At 42.9% G+C, this 24247-nt stretch carries 18 protein-coding genes; 8 read left to right on the top strand and 10 right to left on the bottom strand.

The features are described 5' to 3' along the window. Positions 1–3 precede the first annotated feature (3 nt). Genes HUS61_RS13170 through HUS61_RS13160 form a run of 3 tightly spaced genes read right to left on the bottom strand, consistent with a single transcriptional unit; the run spans position 4 to position 1984 of the window. Positions 4–714 (bottom strand): response regulator transcription factor, encoded by a 711-nt coding sequence (locus HUS61_RS13170; RefSeq protein WP_175080592.1) that lies wholly within the window; start codon positions 712–714, stop codon positions 4–6. After that, positions 714–1097: a DUF3019 domain-containing protein gene (locus HUS61_RS13165; RefSeq protein WP_165385111.1), complete on the bottom strand. Its 384-nt coding sequence runs from the start codon at positions 1095–1097 to the stop codon at positions 714–716. The genes HUS61_RS13170 and HUS61_RS13165 overlap by 1 nt, the downstream gene beginning before the upstream one ends. Further along, positions 1097–1984: a MipA/OmpV family protein gene (locus HUS61_RS13160; protein ID WP_175080593.1), complete on the bottom strand. Its 888-nt coding sequence runs from the start codon at positions 1982–1984 to the stop codon at positions 1097–1099. Before HUS61_RS13160 ends, HUS61_RS13165 begins: the two co-directional genes overlap by 1 nt. A 354-nt stretch (positions 1985–2338) precedes the next feature. On the opposite strand from HUS61_RS13160, the gene tkt reads away from it, so the two are divergent. Continuing rightward, on the top strand, positions 2339–4339 hold the full coding sequence (gene tkt / locus HUS61_RS13155; protein WP_175082647.1) for a transketolase: 2001 nt from the start codon (positions 2339–2341) through the stop codon (positions 4337–4339). 119 nt (positions 4340–4458) lie between these two features. Here tkt and tal read toward each other — a convergent pair whose 3' ends face one another. Beyond that, positions 4459–5412 (bottom strand): transaldolase, encoded by a 954-nt coding sequence (gene tal, locus HUS61_RS13150; protein ID WP_054562997.1) that lies wholly within the window; start codon positions 5410–5412, stop codon positions 4459–4461. A gap of 231 nt (positions 5413–5643) precedes the next feature. Here tal and HUS61_RS13145 point away from each other — a divergent pair, with 231 nt between their 5' ends. From HUS61_RS13145 to HUS61_RS13120, 6 genes are all read left to right on the top strand, one after another. After that, positions 5644–7296, top strand: a complete 1653-nt coding sequence (locus HUS61_RS13145) for a ribulokinase (protein ID WP_175082646.1) — start codon at positions 5644–5646, stop codon at positions 7294–7296. Beyond that, the gene (locus tag HUS61_RS13140) at positions 7293–7988 is read left to right on the top strand and encodes an L-ribulose-5-phosphate 4-epimerase (protein ID WP_063528078.1); all 696 of its coding nucleotides are present in this window, start codon (positions 7293–7295) and stop codon (positions 7986–7988) included. Before HUS61_RS13145 ends, HUS61_RS13140 begins: the two co-directional genes overlap by 4 nt. A 23-nt stretch (positions 7989–8011) precedes the next feature. Continuing rightward, positions 8012–9511, top strand: a complete 1500-nt coding sequence (gene araA / locus HUS61_RS13135) for an L-arabinose isomerase (protein ID WP_055198523.1) — start codon at positions 8012–8014, stop codon at positions 9509–9511. 136 nt (positions 9512–9647) lie between these two features. Next, entirely contained in the window at positions 9648–10232 is a 585-nt protein-coding gene (locus tag HUS61_RS13130) for an HAD family phosphatase (RefSeq protein ID WP_130167336.1), read from the top strand. 215 nt (positions 10233–10447) lie between these two features. Next, positions 10448–11515 (top strand): aldose epimerase family protein, encoded by a 1068-nt coding sequence (locus tag HUS61_RS13125; RefSeq protein WP_251602840.1) that lies wholly within the window; start codon positions 10448–10450, stop codon positions 11513–11515. A 12-nt stretch (positions 11516–11527) separates the two neighbouring features. Further along, on the top strand, positions 11528–13477 hold the full coding sequence (locus HUS61_RS13120) for a family 43 glycosylhydrolase (protein WP_282658906.1): 1950 nt from the start codon (positions 11528–11530) through the stop codon (positions 13475–13477). 55 nt (positions 13478–13532) lie between these two features. Here the strand turns inward: HUS61_RS13120 and HUS61_RS21915 are convergent, their stop codons facing one another. From HUS61_RS21915 to HUS61_RS13090, 6 genes are all read right to left on the bottom strand, one after another. Beyond that, positions 13533–13715: a pentapeptide repeat-containing protein gene (locus tag HUS61_RS21915; RefSeq protein ID WP_175082644.1), complete on the bottom strand. Its 183-nt coding sequence runs from the start codon at positions 13713–13715 to the stop codon at positions 13533–13535. Between the two features lie 335 nt (positions 13716–14050). After that, positions 14051–14446 carry a DUF4019 domain-containing protein gene (locus HUS61_RS13110; protein WP_175082643.1) on the bottom strand — a complete coding sequence of 132 codons (396 nt, stop codon included), beginning with the start codon at positions 14444–14446 and terminating at the stop codon, positions 14051–14053. A 173-nt stretch (positions 14447–14619) separates the two neighbouring features. Continuing rightward, a complete protein-coding gene (locus HUS61_RS13105; protein WP_175082642.1) occupies positions 14620–15054 on the bottom strand; it encodes a DUF4019 domain-containing protein in 435 nt (144 codons plus the stop codon). Between the two features lie 489 nt (positions 15055–15543). Next, positions 15544–16041: a hypothetical protein gene (locus HUS61_RS13100; RefSeq protein WP_282658473.1), complete on the bottom strand. Its 498-nt coding sequence runs from the start codon at positions 16039–16041 to the stop codon at positions 15544–15546. A gap of 52 nt (positions 16042–16093) precedes the next feature. Further along, the gene (locus tag HUS61_RS13095) at positions 16094–19513 is read right to left on the bottom strand and encodes a LamG-like jellyroll fold domain-containing protein (RefSeq protein WP_175082641.1); all 3420 of its coding nucleotides are present in this window, start codon (positions 19511–19513) and stop codon (positions 16094–16096) included. A gap of 354 nt (positions 19514–19867) precedes the next feature. Continuing rightward, entirely contained in the window at positions 19868–20830 is a 963-nt protein-coding gene (locus tag HUS61_RS13090) for a glycoside hydrolase family 43 protein (RefSeq protein ID WP_054562986.1), read from the bottom strand. A 598-nt stretch (positions 20831–21428) separates the two neighbouring features. Here HUS61_RS13090 and HUS61_RS13085 point away from each other — a divergent pair. Then, positions 21429–24245 (top strand): TonB-dependent receptor, encoded by a 2817-nt coding sequence (locus HUS61_RS13085; protein WP_175082640.1) that lies wholly within the window; start codon positions 21429–21431, stop codon positions 24243–24245. Positions 24246–24247 lie beyond the last annotated feature (2 nt).

The following is a 24247-nucleotide window of genomic DNA, read 5'->3' as shown; positions in this document are numbered from 1 at the left end:
GCATTAACCCCACGCTTGTGGAGAAAAAATATATCCTTTACCCCAAACCGTGACGATTTTTTGTGCCGGCACCGCTTCGTCACCGAGTTTTTTGCGTAAGCGACTAATGCGGCCATCTATAGTGCGGCTTTGACCATCATATTTACGGCCTATAGTGCCATCAAATAACTGATCTCGACTGACCAACTGACCCGCTGATTGAGCTAGTTGGATCAGTATTTCGAACTCTGCACTGGTCAATTCAAGTGGCTGGCTATGCAAATAAGCCTCGCGCTGAATAGTATTAATACTTAAAGAGCCAAAGCGAATATTATGCGCATTATGGGTAGTACTTGTTGGCTTAACAGCTTGGCTGCGGCGAATAGTATTGTTAATTCGCGCTAATAAAATAGACGGGGAAACAGGTTTGGTTAGGTAATCATCGGCGCCTAGCTCAAGGCCAGTGATATGATCGACTTGGCTCTGCCTTGCGGTCATAAAAATAATTGGCGTATCTTGATATTGTTTTAGCTCTTTAAATACCTCAAAACCATCTTCCGAGCCTAATCCGATATCGAGCAAAATTAAGTCGTATTTCTTACTACTTGCTTGGTAACAGGCATGGCAACCACTATCAAAGTGTTCAATGATATAACCATGATTGCTTAAATAATTAGAAACTAGCTGGGCAAGTTTTAAATCATCTTCAATATATAAAATAGTATGCTGGCTCATCAAAAAATACTCCATGCGATATCACGTCGGCGTTTTTTAACATGCTGGTGGAATAAACTAATTTCAGTGCTTTCTAATGGCTCTAGCTGTTCGCTAAGCAGCTCTAACACAATGTTACGATTGTTTTGCACTGTGATTGCAAAGTTTTGCCCTTGATTTGGCTTTTGGCAGAACAGCCTAATTTGTTGATCAGTAACACGAATGCACACCGTTTCGCTGACTTCGGTATACCAATTAATCGATACATCCATCACGCAGTCTTGCTCTATCGTTACACAGTTTTCTGGTGTTGCCTCGATATAACCGGCTTGTGCGAATGTACTGCCAACAAACGCGAGGCTACAAATGAATAAGAGTGAAAAAAGCTTCGTACGCAACATCATCAGTAATTCCATGCAAAGCCAGCATAAAAAGACAGTAAGTTGCTGTCATCGATAAGGGGGCTATCGGCAATACCCGATGATAAACGTTGGTATTTTATATCGCTGATAAATTGCCATTGTTGATTAAACTGATATTGGTAACTGGCTTTTAGATTGTACTTTTGACTAGAGTGACCTAAAAAAGGGCTAAATCCGGCTCGTATCTCTTGTTGTGCGCTGCCATAGTAGTAATCCACTAAACCAGCACTTAGATGTTGTATTTCTGCGCCGAGCAAAACTAGATGCTGATCAAACAAAAACAAGCGCTGCGCAGATAATGCGCCTTGTAACCCTTTGTGATAGTTGGTGAGCTCCATTGACCAATACGCGCTAAAACGCCAGCTTTGCCAGTCAACAATAGCTTCAATACCGCTCATGGCAGACAGTTTACGTTTTGATATTTCAGTAATATCACCGCGGCGCTTTGTCACCGCTGGTGTTTCGATACCTGAACCAGGTGGTGGCGGTGTCATTGAGGGGCGGCCGCCGGTTGTTCTAATCGCGGTCAGTGCTGCTGAGTGTTTAGCAAAATACAGCCCATCTTCATTAAGTTGGGTGAATAACGACACTTGATAGTTATCGCCCCACACGGGTGTCCAAGCAAACTGAGTATTTGCAAATGAAAAGTCACCGGCAAATACCTCAATGCGCGGTAGGGCATAAAGAGGAATGTCGTCTTTTTTATAAACCGGGTTGTCGAGTTGACCATAACCTAAGCTTAAACCAAGGCTTACTCCTTCATCTGCTAAATACGCAGAGTTAGTGCTGCTTGCCATTGGTGAAAGGCAAAATGCACTAATTAGAAATAAAACTCGTAGCCCAAGTGAGCAACTACCCAGAACAGTCACAAATAAACAACCTTAATGAAAAATCCTGTTAACATTAAGTTGTTATTAATGGCTTGAACAATGAAATAATGTACCAAATTGTAGCAAGGTCTGGTTTTTGTAACCTAAATTAGTTAAGTAAATTGCTTGATAAATAAGTATATTTCACCAATTTGGTTTGGTTATTTTGAGTGGTGTCGTCATTTCTTTAGTTAGAAAAAATTATTAACAATAAAATGTTGTTAAAACCTGCGCTTAGCGGTACAAAATGGCCCTAAATACACGTCATTACTGGCATGGCGGTTTATTAAGTTGCTATTTGGGTGAGTTTTTGCGATATTATTTATATTATAATATTAACAGGAAGCTAATAAGATGACTCTGCCTAGTTCTCAATCTGCAAATGCTATTCGCATACTTGCTGTCGATGCCGTTCAACAAGCTAACTCAGGCCATCCAGGTGCGCCTATGGGTATGGCTGATATTGCAGCGGTATTGTGGCAAAACTTTCACCGCCATAACCCATTAAACCCAGACTGGTCTAACCGTGACCGCTTTGTGTTATCAAATGGCCATGGTTCAATGCTTCAATATGCATTGTTACACCTAAGCGGTTATGACGTAAGCATCGAAGATATTAAGCAATTCCGTCAGCTTCACTCTAAAACACCGGGTCACCCAGAATACGGTTACACACCGGGTGTTGAAACAACTACGGGCCCATTAGGTTCAGGTATTGCTAACGCAGTTGGTATGGCAATCGCTGAAAAAACCTTAGCAGCGCAATTCAATAAGCCAAAGTTTGATATTGTTGATCACTTCACTTACTGCTTTATGGGTGATGGCTGTTTAATGGAAGGTATCTCGCACGAAGCATGTTCGCTGGCAGGTACGTTAGGTCTAGGCAAGCTAATCGCATTTTGGGATGACAATGGCATCTCTATCGATGGTGAAGTAGAAGGTTGGTTCACCGACGATACGCCTGCACGTTTTGAATCTTACGGTTGGCAAGTTATTCGTGATGTTGATGGTCACGATATGAATGCAATTGCGGGTGCAATCGAAGCGGCACAAAGCAACACTACTCAACCAACACTAATCTGTTGTAAAACAGTGATTGGTTTTGGCTCACCAAACAAATCAGGTAGCCACGACTGTCACGGTGCACCACTGGGTCACGACGAAATCGCAGCAGTACGTGAGCAGCTAAACTGGCCGCACCCTGCATTTGAAGTTCCACAAGAAGTTTATAACGAGTGGAATAATCAAGCGAAAGGGCAAGAGCTTGAAGGTGCATGGCAGCAAAAGTTTGCAGCTTATAGCAAAGCACATCCTGAACTTGCAAAAGAATATACACGTCGTGTTCTTGAAAAAGCATTACCAGCTAACTTCGCCGAATTAGCTGATGAGTACATTGCTAAATGCCAAGCCGACATGCAAAACATTGCGACACGTAAAGCATCACAAAATGCGATCACTTTCTTTGCTAACCAGCTTCCAGAATTAATGGGTGGCTCAGCTGACCTTGCCGGTTCTAACTTAACCTTATGGCCAGAAGCAAAAGGTTTACAAGATGCAGCTGATGGTAACTACGTATTCTATGGCGTACGTGAGTTTGGTATGAGCGCAATCATGAATGGTATTGCATTACATGGTGGCTTCATTCCATTTGGCGCAACTTTCTTAATGTTTATGGAATACGCACGTAATGCAGTACGTATGGCAGCATTAATGAAAGCGCAAAGCATTTTTGTGTATACCCATGACTCAATCGGTCAAGGTGAAGATGGTCCTACTCACCAACCAATCGAGCAAATCGCTAACCTTCGTATGACACCAAATATGACTGCATGGCGTCCGTGTGATGAAACTGAAACAGCAGTAGCTTGGCGTCAATCGTTATTAAAAGAGACAGGCCCAAGTTCACTTATCTTCAGCCGTCAGGGTACCAAAGCAATGGCACGTGATGCACAGCAAGTTGCTGACATTGCAAAAGGGGGTTATGTACTTGTTGATAGCGAACAAACTGCAGAGCTTATCCTTATTGCAACGGGTTCTGAGGTAGAGTTAGTTGTAAATGCTGCTGCTGAGCTAAAAGCACAAGGCAAGCAAGTTCGCGTGGTATCTATGCCATCAACGAATCAGTTTGATAGCCAAGATAAAGCATATCGTCAAAGCGTGCTACCAGCGGGTACACCTAAGATTGCTGTTGAAGCTGCACACCGTGACTTCTGGTTCAAGTATGTTGGCCAAGATGGTGATGTACTAGGCATGGACACATTTGGTGAGTCAGCGCCAGGCGCGGTATTGCTTGAGCACTTTGGTTTCACAGTGGCAAACCTAGTTGCAAAAGCAAATGCATTACTTGCTGAATAATGTGACTGGTAAAAAATTATCGTAATCGCAACACGATAAGCCTGCTTTTACTAAAAGGCAGGCAATAAAAAAGCCCGCAAACTTTGGTTTGCGGGCTTTTTGCTGCTTAAACAATCGGTTTAAACTAATTCGCTTAAGATTGACTCTAGTTTTTCTTGGTCAATTGCGAACTGACGAATACCTTGGCTTAGCTTTTCAGTAGCCATGGCATCTTCATTCATTTCCCAGCGGAAAGCTTGCTCAGTCATTGCAGCTGGCGCTTCTGCTTTTTCTGTTGCTGGTAATAGTTTTTGAGTTAATGGTGCGTCAGTTGCAGCTAGTTCAGCAAGTAACTTAGGGCTGATAGTTAAACGGTCACAACCTGCTAATTCTTGGATTTCACCGATGTTACGGAAGCTTGCGCCCATTACAATCGTTTCGTAGCCGTGCTTTTTGAAGTAGTTGTAGATATGCGTTACTGACTTAACGCCCGGATCGTTAGCACCGTCGAAATCAGCGCTTGCATCTTGTGCTTTGTACCAGTCAAGAATACGACCAACGAATGGTGAAATTAGGTAAGCACCTACTTCGGCACAAGCGCGTGCTTGAGCAAATGCAAACACCAGCGTTAGGTTACAACGGATACCTTGCGCTTCAAGTACCTTAGCTGCTTGAATACCTTCCCATGTTGAAGCAATTTTGATTAACACGCGCGATGTGTCGATACCTTGCTCTTTATATAAAGCAACAAGCTCAAGTGCTTTATCAACAGTTGCTTGAGTATCAAATGATAAACGCGCATCCACTTCTGTTGAAACTAAACCTGGCACTTGCTCCATTAATTTAGAGCCAATTAATACCGCTAGTTTATCAGCTGCTTTTGTTACAACTTCAGCTGTGTCACTGCTTTGTGCTTTTGCCCATGATACGGCTTCGGCAGCTAGTGGGCGATATTTCTCAATTTGAATCGCGTTTAAGATTAGTGATGGGTTTGTTGTTGCATCTTGCGGTTTATATTCGTTGATTGCTTCAAAATCACCCGTGTCAGCAACAACGGTTGTTACTGCTTTAAGTTGTTCTAATTGACTAGACATAGTTATCCCATTCTTATCATACAAAAGTTAATGTAGTGGCTTTAACCTATTATTTGTGCTGAAAAAACAATCTAATCTACCAGAGAAACTGCGCAATAAATCGCCCGCCAGCAGCAAATAATCCTGTTAATAATATTTTTATAATACCTTTACAATCTGGTATTGTTGATATTATCATACAAATAAAGATAATGACTAACAATGTTAGTAAGCAATTAGTGAAAGGTAATTATGTCTCGTTATACGTTGGGATTAGACTACGGGTCGGACTCGGTAAGAGCATTACTCGTTGATGTTGCGACTGGTGAAGAACTTGCCAGCCATTTAGTAAACTACCCGCGCTGGGCACAAGGTTTATATTGTGACCCAAGTAAAGATCAGTTTCGTCAGCATCCACAAGACTATATTGATAGCCTTGTAGAAGTAGTTAATGGTCTTTGGTCACAAGTTCCAGCAGGTACTGCAGACAAAGTAGTGGGTATGAGCTTTGATACGACAGGCTCAACACCTGTTGCAATTAATAGGCAAGGTACACCACTGGCATTAACTGAAGAATTTGCAGAAAACCCAAATGCAATGTTCATTTTGTGGAAAGACCATACGTCTATTAAAGAAGCAAATGAAATCACTGAAGCTGCAACTAACAACGATGTGAACTACCTTTCACATATGGGCGGTATCTACTCTTCTGAGTGGTACTGGGCCAAAGCATTACATATTTTCCGCGTTGATAGCAGTGTTAAAGCAGCTACTTATTCATGGGTTGAGCACTGCGATTGGATGACCGCGCTAATGTGCGGCACAACACACCCTGAAGCATTAAAGCTAGGTCGTTGTGCAACGGGCCACAAACAAATGTGGAACGAGCAGTGGGGCGGTTTCCCACCAAACAGTTTCTTCAGCAATATCGATCCACTATTAGATGGTGTTGTTGATACGTTAAATGCAACGACAGAGCCAAGCGACCAAGTTGCTGGCAACTTAACTGCTGAGTGGGCCGAGAAGCTAGGTTTACCACAAGGTATCGTGATTGGTTACGGTGCATTTGACTGTCACATGGGCGCAGTAGCAGCCAATGTTCGCCCTGGTGTTCTAACCAAAGTAATGGGTACTTCAACCTGTGACATCACAGTAACGTCTAAAGAACAACTAGGTGATACTTGCGTTAAAGGTATTTGTGGTCAAGTTGATGGCTCAGTAATCCCTGGGTTAATTGGCTTAGAAGCCGGTCAATCTGCATTCGGTGACTTATACGCATGGTTCAAAAACCTAGTACTTTGGCCAACTCGCCAACTTACAAATCTATCTGACGCTGAACAAGCGTTAGTTAACAAGCTAGAAGATTCAATCTTAGTTGATCTATCAAAAGCAGCGGCAGCACTGCCTGTAACAAGCAACGATGTAACTGCGCTTGATTGGGTAAATGGTCGTCGTACGCCAGATGCTGACCAAAGCGTTGCCATGGCATTAACAGGCTTAAAGATGGGCACTGATGCACCTAAGTTCTTCAAAGCACTTGTTGAAGCAACTGCCTTTGGCGCACGTGCTATCACTGAACGTTTCCGTAGCGAAGGCGTACCAATCGAGTCAGTGGTTGTTATCGGCGGTATCTCTAAAAAATCAGACTACGTAATGCAAACTTGTGCTGATGTTTGGAACTGCCCAATCGACGTTTTAGAAAGTGAGCAAAGCTGTGCATTGGGTGCGGCAATTATGGCTGCGGTTGCTGCGGGTGAGCACGCAACAGTGGCAGATGCTCAAAAAGTAATGGCGTCGTCTGTATGTCATCAGTATTTACCAAACCCTGAGCGCGTTGCTGTGTATGACGAGCTTTATGCCAACTACCAAGCACTTGCAAGCTATGTAAACGGAGACAAAGCATGAGTTTTACTGAACTAAAACGTGAAGTCTATGAAGCGAACATGGAGCTGCAACGTCGTGGCTTAGTAATTTATACCTTTGGTAACGTATCGCAAATCGACCGCGACAAAGGCGTGATTGCGATTAAACCAAGTGGTGTTTCGTACGACCAAATGAAAGCCGACGACATGGTTATCGTTGACCTTGAAAACAACATTGTTGAAGGTTCTATGCGTCCGTCTTCTGACACAAAAACACATGTTCATTTATATCGCCACTTTGATTCAATTGGCGGTGTAACACACACGCATTCGACCTATGCAACTGCATGGGCGCAAGCAAAACAAAGCATTCCTTGTCTTGGCACAACTCACGCTGACTATGTACACGGTGACATCACCTGTACTCGTGAGTTAACCGATGAGCAAGTGAATGGCGATTATGAATTAGAAACCGGTATTCAAATTACTGATGCGTATCAAGACCGCGATCCGAAAGCTGCACCTATGGTGATTGTTGCGGGTCATGCGCCTTTCACGTGGGGTAAAGATGCCGCTCAGTCTGTATACCATGCCGCGCTACTCGAAGAGATTGCACGCATGGCGTATTTAACACGCACTTTAGATCCACACGCAGCTGAACTTAAAAAAGCAGTGATGGATAAACATTATCTACGTAAGCACGGTAAAAACGCGTATTACGGTCAGAGCAAATAGCAAGAATTTAGAGGATTATTAACATGACGACGATGACGAAAGAAGTCTGGTTTGTTACCGGCTCACAACATCTTTATGGTCCTAAGGTGTTAGAAACGGTTGCCAAAGACAGCGAAGCAATTGTAGCGGGCTTAAACAGCGAAGCTAATCTACCAGTAAACTTGGTATGTAAGCCTACCGTTAAGTCACCTGAAGAAATTCACGCTGTTTGCCAAGCGGCAAATACGGATCCTAACTGTGTTGGTTTAGTTTTATGGATGCACACTTTCTCACCTGCGAAAATGTGGATTGCTGGCCTAAGCGAATTACGTAAGCCTTGGTTACACCTTCATACTCAGTTCAATGCAGCCCTTCCTTGGTCTGATATCAACATGAACTACATGAATACGCACCAAAGTGCACACGGTGACCGTGAGTTTGGTTTCATCGGTACTGTAATGCGTAAAGAGCGTAAAGTTGTTGCAGGTCACTGGCAACGTGCTGACGTACAACAGCAGTTAGATGACTGGTGTCGTGCGGCAAAAGGTTGGGCAGAAAGCCAAACACTTAAAGTTGCGCGTTTTGGCGACAACATGCGTCAAGTTGCAGTTACTGAAGGTAACAAAGTTTCAGCGCAAATTACTTTTGGTTATGAAGTACACGCGTTTGGTGTCGCTGAGCTTGTAAAAGTGGTTGATACTATCACTGAAGAAGAAGTTGATGCACAGTTAGAGCTTTATAAGCAAGACTACGTAATTGCTGACGAAACTCTACAAGACGATTACGCAGTGAAAATGCTACGCAACGAAGCACGTTTAGAGCTTGGTATGGAGCGTTTCTTAGAGAAAGGCGGCTTTAAAGCATTCACAAACTGTTTTGAAGACTTATCAGGTCTTTCTGGTCTTCCAGGTCTTGCTACACAGCGCCTAATGTCGAAAGGCTATGGTTACGGTGGTGAGGGTGACTGGAAAACAGCTGCTATGGTTCGCATCATGAAAGTAATGGGTGAAGGCCGTGACGGCGGTTGTTCATTCATGGAAGATTACACTTACAACATGGGTGAGACTGACCAAGTACTTGGCGCGCACATGTTAGAAGTGTGTCCTTCAATTGCAGCACAAAAACCACGTCTTGAAGTTCACCAGCACACTATCGGTGTGAAATGTGATGTAGGTCGTTTATTGTTTACTGCAAAACCGGGTGCTGCAATCAACGTATCACCAATTGATATGGGTAACCGTTTCCGTATTCTAATCAACGAAGTAGATACAGTGGCTCCGCCAGCTGATTTACCTCACTTACCTGTTGCTTCAGCGCTTTGGGAACCAAAACCAAATCTATCTGTAGCATCAGCTGCATGGATCCACGCCGGTGGTGCACACCACACTGCATACAGCCAAGCAGTAACAACCGATATGATTATCGATTTTGCTGAAATGGCTGGCGTTGAAACTATGATCATCGATAACGATACGACGATCCGTGGTTTCAAAACAGAGCTTCGTCATAACGCAGCTTACTACATGCTAAAACGTGGCCTGTAAGAATTAGTACTTTATGTACTAGAACGTGCTGTGTGTGAGCACGTTCACCCCAAATTTTGTTGTCGATTAAGCCAGTGATGAGCCTCGCTCTTCGCTGGCTTATGCTATTGTGAAGCGAAACATTTTAGGAGTAGATATGATCGATTTAAGCGCCTACCAAGGCATTATTTTTGATATGGATGGCACCTTAATTGACTCAATGGGCAGTCACTTACAGGCATGGCAAAAAGCTTGCGAAGCCTATGGCTACCCATTCGATTACGACTACATGTACAGCTTAGGTGGCATTCCGACCGTTAAAACAATTGAAATGCTTAACGAAAAATTTGGTTTAGAACACGACCCTCTGGTTGTGGCAAAAGATAAACACCAGTTTTGGGTTGATTTACAGCACCAACCGCTAGTAATTGACGAAACCGTCGCAGTACTTGAAAAGTACCATGGTGTATTGCCTATGGGCGTTGGCACAGGCGCTGACCGCGAACATGCAATTGATCATCTAACTGATACCAATTTAATAAATAAAATTGGTGCGTTAGTGACTGCAAGTGATGTAAGTAAAGGTAAGCCAAACCCAGAAACATTCTTAAAAGTAGCAGAGCAGTTAGGTGTTGAGCCAAGCCAATGCGTGGTGTTTGAAGACACGCAAATTGGTTATCAAGCTGCCAAAAGTGCGGGAATGGATTGCATTATGGTGAAAGACGGAAAAATTCAACTTTAGCGATTAAAGTTGCAATGACACCCTTATTTGTATTATAAAACTATAAATACAATTACAAAAAGGTTATTCATATGTCATTGCAATGTGTTTTCCAAGGTTTAAAAACAACTCATCAAACAGCCAGTTCGAACACGAAAAAGTCGCGCGGGCTTTATGCATTGTTGGTGACATGTGGGATTGCCCTTACACCAGCTTGTGCTCATCAAGGAGACAATATGACTACTTCCCCTACAGCATCAATGACGGCCTATGGCGTACTGGCTGATCAAACGCCGGTTAATCAAGTAACGCTGACTAACAGCAATGGTATTAGCGTTGATGTAATCAACTACGGCGGCATTATCACGCGTATTGAAACACCAGATGCAAAAGGCGAAATGGGTAATATTGTACTGGGTTTAGATAACCTAGAAGCATACACAAAAGCGACAACTTACTATGGTGCAATCATCGGTCGTTTTGGTAACCGTATCGCAAACGGTAAATTCACGCTAAATGGCACTGAATACCAATTAGCAACCAACGATGGTGACAACCACTTACATGGTGGTGTGCAAGGTTTCGATAAAAAAGTGTGGAACATGACACCGTTCACTACGCAAAACAGTGCTGGTGTTACCTTAAGCTTAGTGAGCCCTGATGGTGACCAAGGTTACCCGGGTGAAGTAACCACAGAAGTAACTTACACGCTAACGAACAACAACACGTTAGATATGCAGTTTATTGCTACAACAAGCAAGCCTACCATTATCAATATGACGCAACACAGCTACTTTAACCTAGCGGGTAAAGGCGACATTCTTGATCACCAAATGCAAATTAACTCAAAAGCAATTACCCCTGTGGATGGTGGTTTGATCCCAACGGGTGAGTTGATGGATGTTGCAGGCACACCGTTTGACTTCCGTACTGCTAAAGCAATCGGCCAAGACATCAAAGCTAGCAACGAACAACTGAAACTTGGTAAAGGTTATGACCATAACTTTGTGCTTAAAGACACGCCAAGCAATGAACTTATTGAAGCTGCTACGGTTTACGAAGCAAACTCTGGCCGTACGTTAACAGTTTACACAGAAGAGCCTGCAGTACAGTTTTATTCAGGTAACTTCTTAGACGGTAGTACTCAGCAAGCGTCTGGCTTAGTGCATAATTTCAGAAGTGGTTTTTGTTTAGAGCCACAGCATTTCCCTGATGCACCAAATCAGCCAACGTTCCCAAGCACAACATTATTACCGGGTGACGTGTATTCAACACGCATCGTGTACGAATTTGGTACAAAATAAAGGAACACAATCGTGAAAACAACAAAGCTTAAAAGCGCAATGCAAAAGGCTGGTTTAGCCAGCGTATTTGCCTTGTCGTTTGGTGCACTGACTGGTTGTCAGACTACAGCTGAAGACAACACAGCTAAGAAAGCTGACGTGGCAGCCACAGAAAAAGCGCCAATCCAAGATAATGGTATTTTTACCAACCCACTTTTTCCTAATGGCGCCGATCCATGGCTTGAGTACTGGGATGGTAACTATTACCTAACCACAACAACATGGACATCTGAGTTAGTGATGCGTAAATCACCAACACTAGCTGGCCTTGCTGATGCAACACCAGTCAATGTTTGGTCTGATTCAAATCCTGAGCGCTGTTGTAACTTTTGGGCGTTTGAGTTCCACCGCCTAAAAGGACCAAACGGCTACCGTTGGTACATGATGTACACAGCCGGTACTGATGGCACTTTAGATAACCAACACTTAAATGTATTAGAAAGTGCTGGTGACGACCCAATGGGCCCATACGAATACAAGGGCGCATTAATGCCTAACGTATGGAACATCGACGGTAACTACTTAACATACAAAGACAAGCTATATGTGATCTACTCACAATGGCAAGGCGATCAGCAATTAAACATTATTGCTGAAATGGAAGATCCGTGGACACTGAAAGAGAACTCACCGCATACGGTGATCACGCGTCCTGAGCTAGATTGGGAAATCAGTGGTCGTAAAGTAACTGAAGGTGCTGAAATTTTACAGCACAATGGTCGTACGTTTATGACGTACTCAGCAAGCTTCTGTAATACTCCTGATTACAAACTAGGTATGCTTGAGCTTGTTGGTGACGACCCACTTAAAGCGAGTAGCTGGAAAAAATACGACAAGCCAGTATTTGAGCGTACAGAAGAAGTGTTTGGCCCAGGCCACAACGGCTTTTTCACATCGCCAGACGGTACAGAAGACTGGTTAGTTTATCACGGTAATGATTCGGTAGAGCACGGTTGTAGTGCGACTCGTTCATTACGTGCGCAAAAATTTACTTGGAACGACGATGGCACGCCAAGCTTTGGTAAACCATTAACACCAGGCGTTGAAGTAGCTCCGCCATCAGGTGAATACGGTCCACTGGTAACGCGAGTACAAGGTCAGCGCTATCAATTAGTGAATGCAACAAGTGGCTTATGTTTAGACATCGCAGCTGATCCACAAGATGCACGTGCTGTGCAACGTCAGTGTGCAAGCACCAATGGTCAATGGGTTATTGATGCAACAACAGATGGTTTTGTTCGTTTAGCTAACCGTGAAGACAGCAAGTTCTTAGAGCTTGAAAGCTGTAATGACGCAGATAACGCTAAGGTACAATCTGCAGCATGGCGCAATAACTTCTGCCAGCAATGGAAAGTAGCACCAAGCACAGATGGTAATGTCTCTATTACTAACCGTTACACAGGCAAGCCATTAGCGGTTGCAGGTTGTTCTGCTGCACAAAACCAAGCGGTTTTACAGAAAAGCGACGCAACAGCGTGTGGCGACTGGCAATTACGCCCTATGGGCAGTGTTGTAGTATTAAGCCAACAAAGTGGTAAAGCACTTAGCGTGGCGGATACAGTTAAAGCAGGTACCAATGTTGAGCAACAAGCTTACACGCATAAAGATGCACAACAATGGTTCTTCACACCAACAGATACTGGCTATGTAAGCCTTAAACAAAGCGCTGACAGCGAGTTCTGTGCTGCGGTAGCTGATAACGCCTTAGTACCAGGTGCCAACGTAGAGATGGCTTCTTGTGCGGCGAAAACAGCACAGTGGCGCATTGCTCCAGTAGAAGGTGGTGGTGTTATGCTTATCAACCGCTACACAAAACAAGCGCTTGGCTTAAGTAACTGTGGTTTAGCTGAAAACACTAACTTCGCACAACAACCTGATTTAGGGAATAAGTGCCAAGTGTTCCATCTGCGTGAACCAAATTAAGTTATAAGTAAAAAATCGACTCAACCAAAGCCACTTCATTTATGAGTGGCTTTTTTTATAGCTGATGGCTCAAGTTAGCGAGAGTAAAGTTAGCGAGGGTAAAGTTAGCGAGGGTAAAGTTAGCGAGGGTAAAGTTAGCGAGAGTAAAGTTAGCGAGAGTAAAGTTAGCGAGAGTAAAGTTCCAAGCTGAGCGGTGCGGTTGTTTTGAGCGAAGCGAAACCCAACATAATCCATCCACACCTTATCATGCCCTACATTGCATACAAAACCCCACGTGTTGTTGTAGGCGTGAAATTTATTTCGCGCGTTGTTTAGGAGCTGTCAGCCTTCAGCTGTCAGTTTTTAGCCGAGCGGTGGGGTATGTGGGTGATATGTCTGTCTGATCGTAGGGTGTTTTGAGCGAAGCGAAACCCAACATAATCCATCAAAACCTTCTCATGCCTCTGCATTGCATATAAAACCCCACGTAGGAGGTACTTTAGTGCCGAATTTTGTCCATCACATAATCTTCACGGCTAAAGCCTTTCTACAATGCAATCCTAGAACCTAGAGCCTAAAACCTAAATATAACCCCTAATTAATAAAATAACCGATAGGTTGCCACTGGCCACTACTTTTGCTGAGGCTAATTGTTTCAATGGCCTGCTCTTTATTCATAAATTGGCTTTGAAACTGAATGATCACGTATTCACCATCAGGTGTTCCGGGTAAAGAGTCATAATTCATCAGGCTTAAATTCTTACGTAAAATCACCTTGCCAAGCGGTACCCGAACTTGTTTTAACGCTTTGCTCCAGTGGCTTTGAGGCATTTTTTGTTTAAATAATGAGTCTGCTTGCTGCCAACTTTGCTGATACTGACCGTTGTCGATTAACGTAAGCCAGCTTTTAGCGCGATGAATAACTTCGAGCTCTTCAGCATTTGCACAAAAGCAGCTTAAAAAAATGATTAGTAAGAGCGTTTTTCTCATAGCAATTCCATTTACTTGTTGTTTATTGAATTCGTCTTGAAGTGTTTTTATGTTACGGCGACGAACAATAAATACTATTCATCAATTGTGCGGTTTATTTTCCCGCAGATAAGCATTTTGACTGCCGATAAATTTTACAGCACATAGCTCAAGGCGCTTTGTGCTGCTCTAAATTAATCGATAAGATAACCTAATGGGTGCCAGCCATCGGCGGCTTTGCTAAGGCTGAGCGTTTCAACTACTGCCTCTTTATTCATAAACTCGGTTTGAAACTTGACCACTAAATACTCACCATTTGGCAGGCCGGGTAATGAGTTATATTCTGCTGTGCCAAAATAGGTGCGAGACATAACTCGGCCTAAAGGAACGCGTATTTGATCTAAGGCTGTTTGCCAGCGAGCTTTTGGCGTGGTGTTTTGAAAGACCTGATCAGTTTGCTGCCAGCTCTCGTGGTACTCTCCTGAATCGACCAAGGTTAACCATGCTCTCGCTGTTGAAATAGGGCTTGTTTCTTCAGCTGAGGTGAAAAAGCACACCAATAATGATGCCAGTAAAAACAGTTTTTGTAGCGTAAATCCATTTACAGAAAGTAATAAAATTTGACGCATAAGACGCCCTCACTTCGTTCATAGGGTGAATTCATAATACGAATGAGTTGGTTAATTTCTATACTGAAAAAGTACTAGGGAAGGCTTTTTAGTGGGATTTAAGTGTTGTCTTTTATTTGAGCGATCTTTGCAACTGAGTTCTTAAAGTGGCGATGTAGATTAGATTATTAAGTTTATACTGTTGATTTATTGAGCAAATTAACTCGTTCCAACAGCTGCTTAATGTAACGACAATGACCCTAAATAACTCTTATTTTTACTACTCAGGAAGTTTCGTATTTGCGTGCTCGATATTTCAGAGCCCGCATAGTTACTGGGTTTTTGACCCTTTTTTGGGTTTTTGAGAGAAGTTAGCGAGGGTAAAGTTGCAAGAGTAAAGTGAGCATGAGAGGGAGTTAGCGAGGGTAAAGTTGCAAGAGTAAAGTGAGCATGAGAGGGAGTTAGCGAGATGAAAGCGACAAGAGTAAAACTTGAGACTTAAAGCTTCTATCACACCAGCACGCTCATTAGCACTCCAGGGTCGCTAATGCCTGCTTCTTTTAGCGCATCGCTAATTGATTGGCTAAGAGTCATTATTTGCGTTTGAATTTCCATAACCATCTTGGTCTGTGTTTCAACTTGCACTTTTACAGCTTCGTCTTCTTGGTTTTTGAACGCTTGTAGTTTGGCTAATTGCTCTTTGGCAAGTTCGAGTTGTTCTTTGAGCTTTTCTAGTTGCTCAACCATTTTGCGAATATGCGCGGGGAGTTCGCTAGTTACTTCTTCTTTTTGAGCAGGCTCTACTTCACGACCAGAGAGTTTGTTCATCTCTTGACTGCTTAGTTTGTAGCCTACTTTTGAGTTGGTATTACTAACTGCTGTATCTGCATTTGAGATAGTTAACGCACTTGCTAATGAGTTAATAGCCATAATGAGAGCGATGAAAGTGAATGATATGTATGTATCGGCAAGGGGTACTAAAGCTTTAGAAAAAAGCCGGGTTTTCACCCGGCCTTTCCAGACAACAAATAGTTGAGGTGAGGCAGCTCACCTCACTTTGTTACTCTTGTGCAGCAGCTGCATCAAAGAGTGCTTTTATTTCTTCAGCGCTAATCGCACCGTTGAAAATTTTCAGTTCATCGATAGCACCGTTATAAGGTGTATCCCAGTAGTTAACACCGAGTGCAAACTCATTTGTTTCACCAGGAACCGTGAATACACGCGGGAAGCCATCGGTTTCTAGCTGTAATTCACCGTTAACATACATCTTCAACACATCACCGTTCGTACCATCAACAGTGAATGCAACATGTGTCCATTCTTTTGCTGGAATACGGCTATCTAGTTCTGCATTATCGAAGAAGGCACCGTTATTTGCCCATAAACGAGTTAGGCCTGTACCTGCCATAGATGGCACATAACTTAACCAAGAGCCTGCACTTGCACCTGCGAAGAACGCTGTAGTGTAATCAGTGAAGGTTTCAGGTTTTAACCACATAGATACTGAGTAATCATTGGTCGTGATTAAGTTATCCGGTAGACGAACACCTGAACCTTCAAGGAATACTGCTTGACCCATGATACCGTCAACAAAAGTTACGTTACCACCAGTGTTGTTGATGAAGCCACCCGTTGGTTTACCCGCTGCATACGCACCGTTTAATGCACTTAGGTCACCTTCGAAGCTGTATTCAGCAGGTGCAAGTGATTTTAAGGTTACATCGAATGACTTAGTATCAGTAAAGTCTTTGTACTTAATAGTTGCAGTTAATGTCACTACTTGGTCGCCAGCAGAGGCGCTAGGTTGAGTAACAACAGCTGTGCCATTAACTGGTTTTAAGTACTCTTCGTTGTTTGACGTCCAGCTAATACCAGATACAAATGGACCTACACGCGGTAACTCAAAGCTTTCACGTACTGCCGATACATCACCTAAATCAAGCGCATCAGTAATGAAGCTCTCAAATTCAGTCGGATCTGTCAGGTTATTGATAGCCGCACCATTAATATCTAGGCCGTTTAGCGCGTAGTCATAAACGATGAATTCATCAATTTGACCTTGGAAAGGTAAGTCCCAACCGTAGTTCACACCCAGCGCAAAGTTACCTGTTTGTTCGCTAAAGAAGTCAGGGCGAGGCATCGAACCTGCACGTACACCATCACGATAAAGTGTTGCAGTGCCATTAGCATAAGTGATTGCAATATGATTCCAATCCATTACCGCTGGAGAGTCAGAAATGATTTGGTTCCACATATCAGTGCCATCATCAGCTAAATAACGGCTCCATAGCATTGGTGTTGACGTAAAGTGTGTACTACCTGGGATCAAGCTCATCCAACGTGCATCAGACGTTGATGCGAAGAATGTAGGCGTAAAGTTAGTTAGTACTGTTGGCTTAAACCAATACGAAATAGTGTACTCATCGCCTGTTACTAACTCATCAGGTAAACGTACGCCCGTTGCACCGTCAAAGTTAAATGCTTTACCTGTTTGACCTTCTGTGTATGCAGCTGTACCAACACCCACATTTAATAGGTTGTTATCTGTTACACCCGCATCATCTAGGTTACCTAAACCATCACTGAGTGAATCTTCAAATGCATAGTGTGCAATCGCATTTTTAAACTCTGGGCGCGCTTCTAGATTTACATTAAATGTCTTGGTTGTGCTCTCGCCGTTTAAAGAGATATTAGCCGTTAAAGTAACCGCTTTATCACCGCGATCTGGCGTTGGAATGAATACTGAGCCTTCACTGGTGATGTAGTACTCATCACTACTTTCCCAGTTAATTGCAGCACCGTCTTTACCTTTCGTTGGTAATGAGTAGCCTTCGTCAGCAATTGATAATTCAGTTTTGATATCAAGTGCTTCTTGAACAGTGCCTAGCACGTTAGCCGTATCTGTGATTTCATCACGTTTACTTGCCCAAATGGTAGCGCCTTCGCTTGATGTAGCTGATACAGTTACAGCCATTGCTTTAGTTGCATCATCCCATTGCCATTTAGCCACGCCAAAGTAAGTACCAGAATCTAACTCAAGTTTAATATTTGAGTCATCAATCATGTACCAGATACCTGGATCATCACCGGTTACTGAGTGATCTTCGTTTAAAGCAATGTGCATTGAGCGAATAGCATCTGTATTTACATCATTGCCATGGTTGATAAATTTGTAATAACCATAAAGTTCATCTGCCACAACCATGTTGTCGCCTTCAAGCGGTACATAGCGCTGCGGTGAAGCCATAGGCCAACCTAATGAGTTTATAAACATTTCATGTACGCGAACTTGGTGCGCTTCTGAAATGGTTGGGAACTCAGTAGACGTTTGTGGGAAACGTGTATGCGTTACTAAGATATGACGACCTGTCGCTTCATCGTAGTAAGCAGAGTTATGACCTGGTGATTGGTAGCCCCATGCTGGTGCAGTTTCGCCAAGTTCTTGCGTGTACTCAAAGCCGCCCATTAGTTTTTCGCCGACCTCCAGGCCGCCGATAGCTGCAATGTCATTACCTGCATTATCTAGATAAGGGCCATCCGGTGTTTTTGAGCGAGCAACACGAATGTTGTAGCCACCATTAAGATCAAAACCAGCAACAGAGAAGAATAGGTAGTAGTATTCACTTTCTGGGCTGTACATTACAAATGCACCTTCCATTGCACGGAAGTCGCCGCCTACTAGCTTTTTACCATAGCCTTGACCAGCTTCTGGCATACCTGTTTCTTCGTCCATTGCTAGCACGAAAATACCGCCTGAGTATGAACCGTAAACCATCCAAAGTTTGCCATCAGCATCATAGAAGGCTGCAGGGTCAATGGCGTTAGGATCAACGGCACCATTCCATGTTGTTTGGCCATTATCAAGTGGGTAAGCTGCAAATTCAGCTTCTGAGCGATAACCGCTGCGTAAGAAAATACCTTTGTTTGTATAAGGACCTTCGATATTGTCAGCTTCAGCTAAACCAAGATAAGAGCGGTTCCAGCATACTTCATCAACAACATCTGGTGTATCTGGGTTATCTTGTGCACAGTGGTTATAGTAGAACCAAAATTTACCATTTGGCGCTTTGATTACATCGGCAGCCCAGTTTCCTGTAAAACCGTCTGTCCATTCAATACCTTCGGCAATTTCACCTGTGTAGTTGTAATCAAATAATGGGCTTTCATTAACGGCTGCGTTAGCTGAAAGGCTAGAAATCATTTCCCAGTTCAAGAGATCAGTTGATTTAGCGGCAGCAAGGTGTGAACCAAAAATATAATAAGTGTCGTCAACTTTAACGACAGAAGGATCGTGCACGCTTACATTGGTAACCATTACGCTACCTGATTCAGTGTATTCAACACTGCTGCTTACTGTCGGTTTCGCACTTTGCGGGTCGGCAACCGCTGGTGCTGTGTCAAGCTTAGTACCATCTTCTTTGCCACAACCTGTAACAGCCAAAGAGCAGGCTATGACCATGGCTAATTTATTTAATTTCATTTTATGTGTCCTCTTGAAACTGGGATTCATTTTTTTATTCGATTGTTGTCAATAAAAATGCCGCGCGCCTATATCAAACTAATAAGAACGTAGTATTGTAATTTTATAGTACGATTTAAAATGTGCAAATACTTTTGCAAAGGTAATTGATATGTAAACACGAAGTATCAGTGTTTACAATATGTGCAGCGTGATTTTAATTTTTTCAAGTTGCCAGTTTTGGCGTTTTTTTCGCTGTTTTTGCTCTATTAGGGAAGTTTTTTGATGATCTGCAAGTGAGGATTTTCCGGTAAATTTGTTTATTTGTATTACATTTGAGCACTAAAAAGGGCTCTTAAAGAGCCCTTTTTAATATTACTTGTCTTGTTTACTTAGACCTTCAGTGGTCATGATAATACGTTTAAGTGTGCCATCTTCGTTGTAATAAAGCGGCTCAATCGCCACTGAACGGCGAAAACGCCCGCCACTTGGTTTGCCATCAATTGGTGGTACGGCACCAGTATGGTAAATAAAGTAGTCTTTACCTTTGTATTCGATAATTGATTGGTGGTTGGTTTCGCTGTTACCTGCGATCTCATTCAAGATACCTTTATATTCCCACGGGCCATGAATGCTTTTGCTCATGGCATAACAGATCTTCTCAGGGAACTCACATGCGTACGATACATAGTAGTTGTCGTTTTTCTTATGAACCCATAACGCTTCGGTAAAGTTAGGTAAGTCTAGCGTTTTAATTTCACCATCAAGAGACAGCAAGTCGTCGCTTAGCTTTACGTATTTTGGCATTAAGTTACCAAAGAACATGTAAGTATCGCCGTTTTCTTCTGTATAAATAGCAGGGTCGATGTCGTCCCAATCATTTGGCGTATGCTTGGTCATGTCATCGGTAACCAGTGCGTGACCAATCGCATCTTTGAATGGACCTGTTGGTGACTTAGAAGTTGCAACACCAATTGCAAAACCTGGTTTTGTGTCGTTGTGACGAACGGTTGTAAAGAAGTAGAAAGTGCCATCACGCTCAATCATGTGTGAAGCCCATGCTTCACCTTTAGCCCATTTAAAGTCTGTTGCTTTCATGATTGGGCCGTGTTTTTTCCAGTTCACCATATCTGTTGATGAAAAGGCTAACCAGTCATGCATTTCAAAAAACACGTCATTATTAGGTGCTTCATCATGGCCTGTATAAAGGTATACGGTGTCATTGTGAACAAGTGCAGCAGGGTCTGCAGTAAATACATCGGTAAATAATGGGTTTTGTGCAACAGCTAAGCTGCTCGAAAAAAGTAATGGTAGCGCTAACGCTTTCAATTTCTTCATGAGTGTCCTTAGTAACTAATAATTGTTGTTTGAACTGCAGCTTTTTCGACCCAGAGCTCTCTCTAAGTGACCAGATAATACACAGTGTACGCCTGATTATACTGAGTAACTGATTGTTTACATCGAAACAAACCAGTAAAAGTGCAGCAAAAAATAACTCTATATTGTATTATTGTATTTTAATCATAGTAGCATCAAAATACGCTGGGTAAATAACTTGTTAGCCCTTTTTTGTTGCTCTGGATGAGTGAAAGACAAATTAAATAAGCAAACGAACAATCGCTAAGTGGCTGATAATAATGGGTCTTAATAAATTCCCAAATCAAAAACGCAGCATGCTTTGAGTTTGTAACATGCTATAATTGCAACGTTTTTTGTAAACATAATGGCAGTTATTTTAATTTGGCTTTTTGAGTTGACTGTTAAATAATCATACAATATGATTAAAGTTCAGGCAGCAATGTATTAACATAAAAATATAGACACACTCGCGCACCGTTTTGACAACACACGATGCACAATGCAGTGGTCACTCTTCGGTAACTGAATGGGGAAAGTTCAGCGGACCGATATAACTATAATTTGGAGAACACCGCTTATGTTTAAAAGAACACACATAGCCAGTGCTGTAGTTATGGCATTTACCTGTCAATTTGCTTTTGCACAGGAGGAAGCACCAAACACTCCTGAGAATAACGTCGATGAGATGGAAGTTATTCAAGTATCAGGTATTCGCGGCAGTTTAAACAAAGCGTTAGATGAAAAACGTGCAAGCGTTCAAATCGTGGATGCAATTGTTGCTGAAGATATTGGTAAATTCCCTGATAATAACGTAGTTGAAGCATTACAACGTGTAACGGGTGTACAAACAACTGGCCGTGGTGCTGGTGAAGTAAGCGCGGTTTCAATCCGTGGTCTTACTGATGTTAATACCACAGTTAATGGTCGCGCTATCTTTACAGGTGCGGGTCGTGATGTGGCGCTGCAAGACATTCCTGCAAGTTTACTTTCAGGCGTAACAGTTTATAAAACCCGTTCGGCGGACCAAATCGAACGCGGTATCGCAGGTGCGATTGATATTAAAACTCACCGCCCTTTCAACTTCGAAGGTGAAAAAGTTGTTTTAGCAGCACGTGCGATTTACTCAGATCAACCAGATGAAATTGATCCAAATATCAGTGCATTACTCTCTAACCGCTGGGAAATCGACGGCGCAGGTGAGTTTGGTGCATTAGTTAATCTTTCATACGCTGAAACACATTACCGCGATGACACCATCACAGCGGGTGCTGCATTCCCATTCTTTACTGATAAGCCACAATACAACTACTCACCGTATTCACGTGTTCCAAATGAATTCTGGACTCAAGGTACTGAGTTAGGTCTACCTACTGCGGCTGGTTCTACTTTAGACGTAAATGGCGAGCCAACAGAATACCTACTTGCACGTGATGCTATTTTTGGTACTTCATATACTGGTCTTCGTAAGCGCCCGGCTGCGTCTGTATCTTTACAGTGGGCACCAGATGAAACCCTAGAAATCACAGCTGAAGGTTTCTACACAGGTTACGAAAACGAATCGCAAAACGCGATGTGGTTCTCAAATACGTTTGAAAATGGTAACGGCTTTATTGAAACACCAACTGTGTTTGATGGCACTAATGTAATTAAAGAAAAGCAAGCGATTGGCGCTGGCGGTTTCCAAAGTGGTGACTTTTCATATGGTAAAACAGATAGCTACTTATATGCGCTAGGTGCAGAGTGGCTAGCAAGCGATTACCTAACTATCAACACTGAAGTTGTTTACCAAGACAGTGAGTACGAAACAGATTTCTTCGCAATGCGTTTTGATCGTGTAGCGACGGGTCTTGACGTTGATTTTAATGATAAAGACGGCGTACCAGGCATCGCGTTTTGGGATGATCCAAACACAGCGGTAAACGAAGCTGATATGGCTGCTATCGAAAACTGGAATGCTGGCACTATTTATGACAATGGCGGCGGTAACGCGGGTGATGCATTAACTTTCACATTTGATGCTGAATACCTAATTGGTGGTACTTATTTTGATAAAGTGAAATTCGGTGGCCGTTACGAAAAACGAACTGCGCAAGAGTACACTCGTGGTCAAGATACTGGCATTGCAAACACATCTGTAGCTAGCTTAATTGAGCAATTAGCTGCAGCTGGGGCATCTGGTGATGGTTCTGGTATTGTGTTCCAAGTTGATGATTATTTCGATGGCCGTGCTGACGTCTTCGACAGCTTTGTAACTGCTGACGGTGGTTACATGCTAGATAACGGTGATGCTGTTCGTAGCGTATACGGCCTTGAAGCTGAAGACGTATACAAAACATTTGATATCGAAGAAAACTCATACGCGCTGTATGCAACAACTAACTTCTTCTTAACGGAAGATATTAGCGGTGAGTTTGGTTTACGTTATGTAAGCTACGAGCAAGACATGGACTTTGTTGCTGAGTCTGGCGGCATGAACTCAAATGTATTTGAAGAAAGCTCAGCAAGTGCAGATAGCAGCGCATTACTACCAAGCTTAGTACTTAACTGGAACATCACTGATGATGTAGTGGGTCGTGTTGCGTACACAGAAACATTACGTATGCCTAACTTTGCTGACTTGAACGCGCTGCAATACTGGTACGATCCATTAACAGAAGGTGCTACATACGGTACAGGTAATGGTGGTAACCCAGAGCTTAAACCAACAGAGTCAAAGAACTACGACGTATCACTTGAATGGTACTTCGCAGATACAAGCTCACTTTACGCGGCTTACTTTTACCGTGAAATCGAAGGCTTAGTTGTTGCAGGTCGTAAGCAAGTTGTGCGCGAAGGCGATGATGGCGTAACACGTCCATACGTATTGAGTGCACCAGTGAATGCTTCAAACGGTGAACTGTCTGGTTTAGAAGTTGGTTTAGTTTACTTCCCAGAAAACTTACCAGAGTACTTAAACGGCTTTGGTGTGCAAGCAAGCTACACGATGCTTGATTCAGAACAAGATACACCAGAATTCAATGAGCTAGGTGAAATTTCTGGTTATGTAGATTCGCAAATGACAGGTGTTTCTGATGAATCTTACAGCATCGTAGGTATCTACGAGCGTGACTCATTCGATATGCGCTTATCTTATGTATGGCGTTCTGAGTTCTACACAGGTAATGAAGCGGCAATCTTTGCTAACCCGATTCAGTTTTGGAATCGTCCTGAGCAAAGCTTAGACTTCCAATTTAGCTACAATGTGAATGATGACTTTGTTGTAACCTTTGATGCAACGAACATCCTAGATGACGTATATCAGAGCTACTACGGTGAAGGTAACGACAACCTATTTAACTTTGGTAACGGTATCTACTCACGTACATTCGCACTAGGCGCACGTTATTCTTTCTAAAT

The organism is Pseudoalteromonas sp. 0802, from assembly GCF_013350085.1.
In the GTDB taxonomy this organism is placed as follows: Bacteria; Pseudomonadota; Gammaproteobacteria; order Enterobacterales; family Alteromonadaceae; genus Pseudoalteromonas.
Note: the sequence above shows the minus strand (reverse complement) of the source record. Positions and strands in the feature narration are given on the sequence as shown.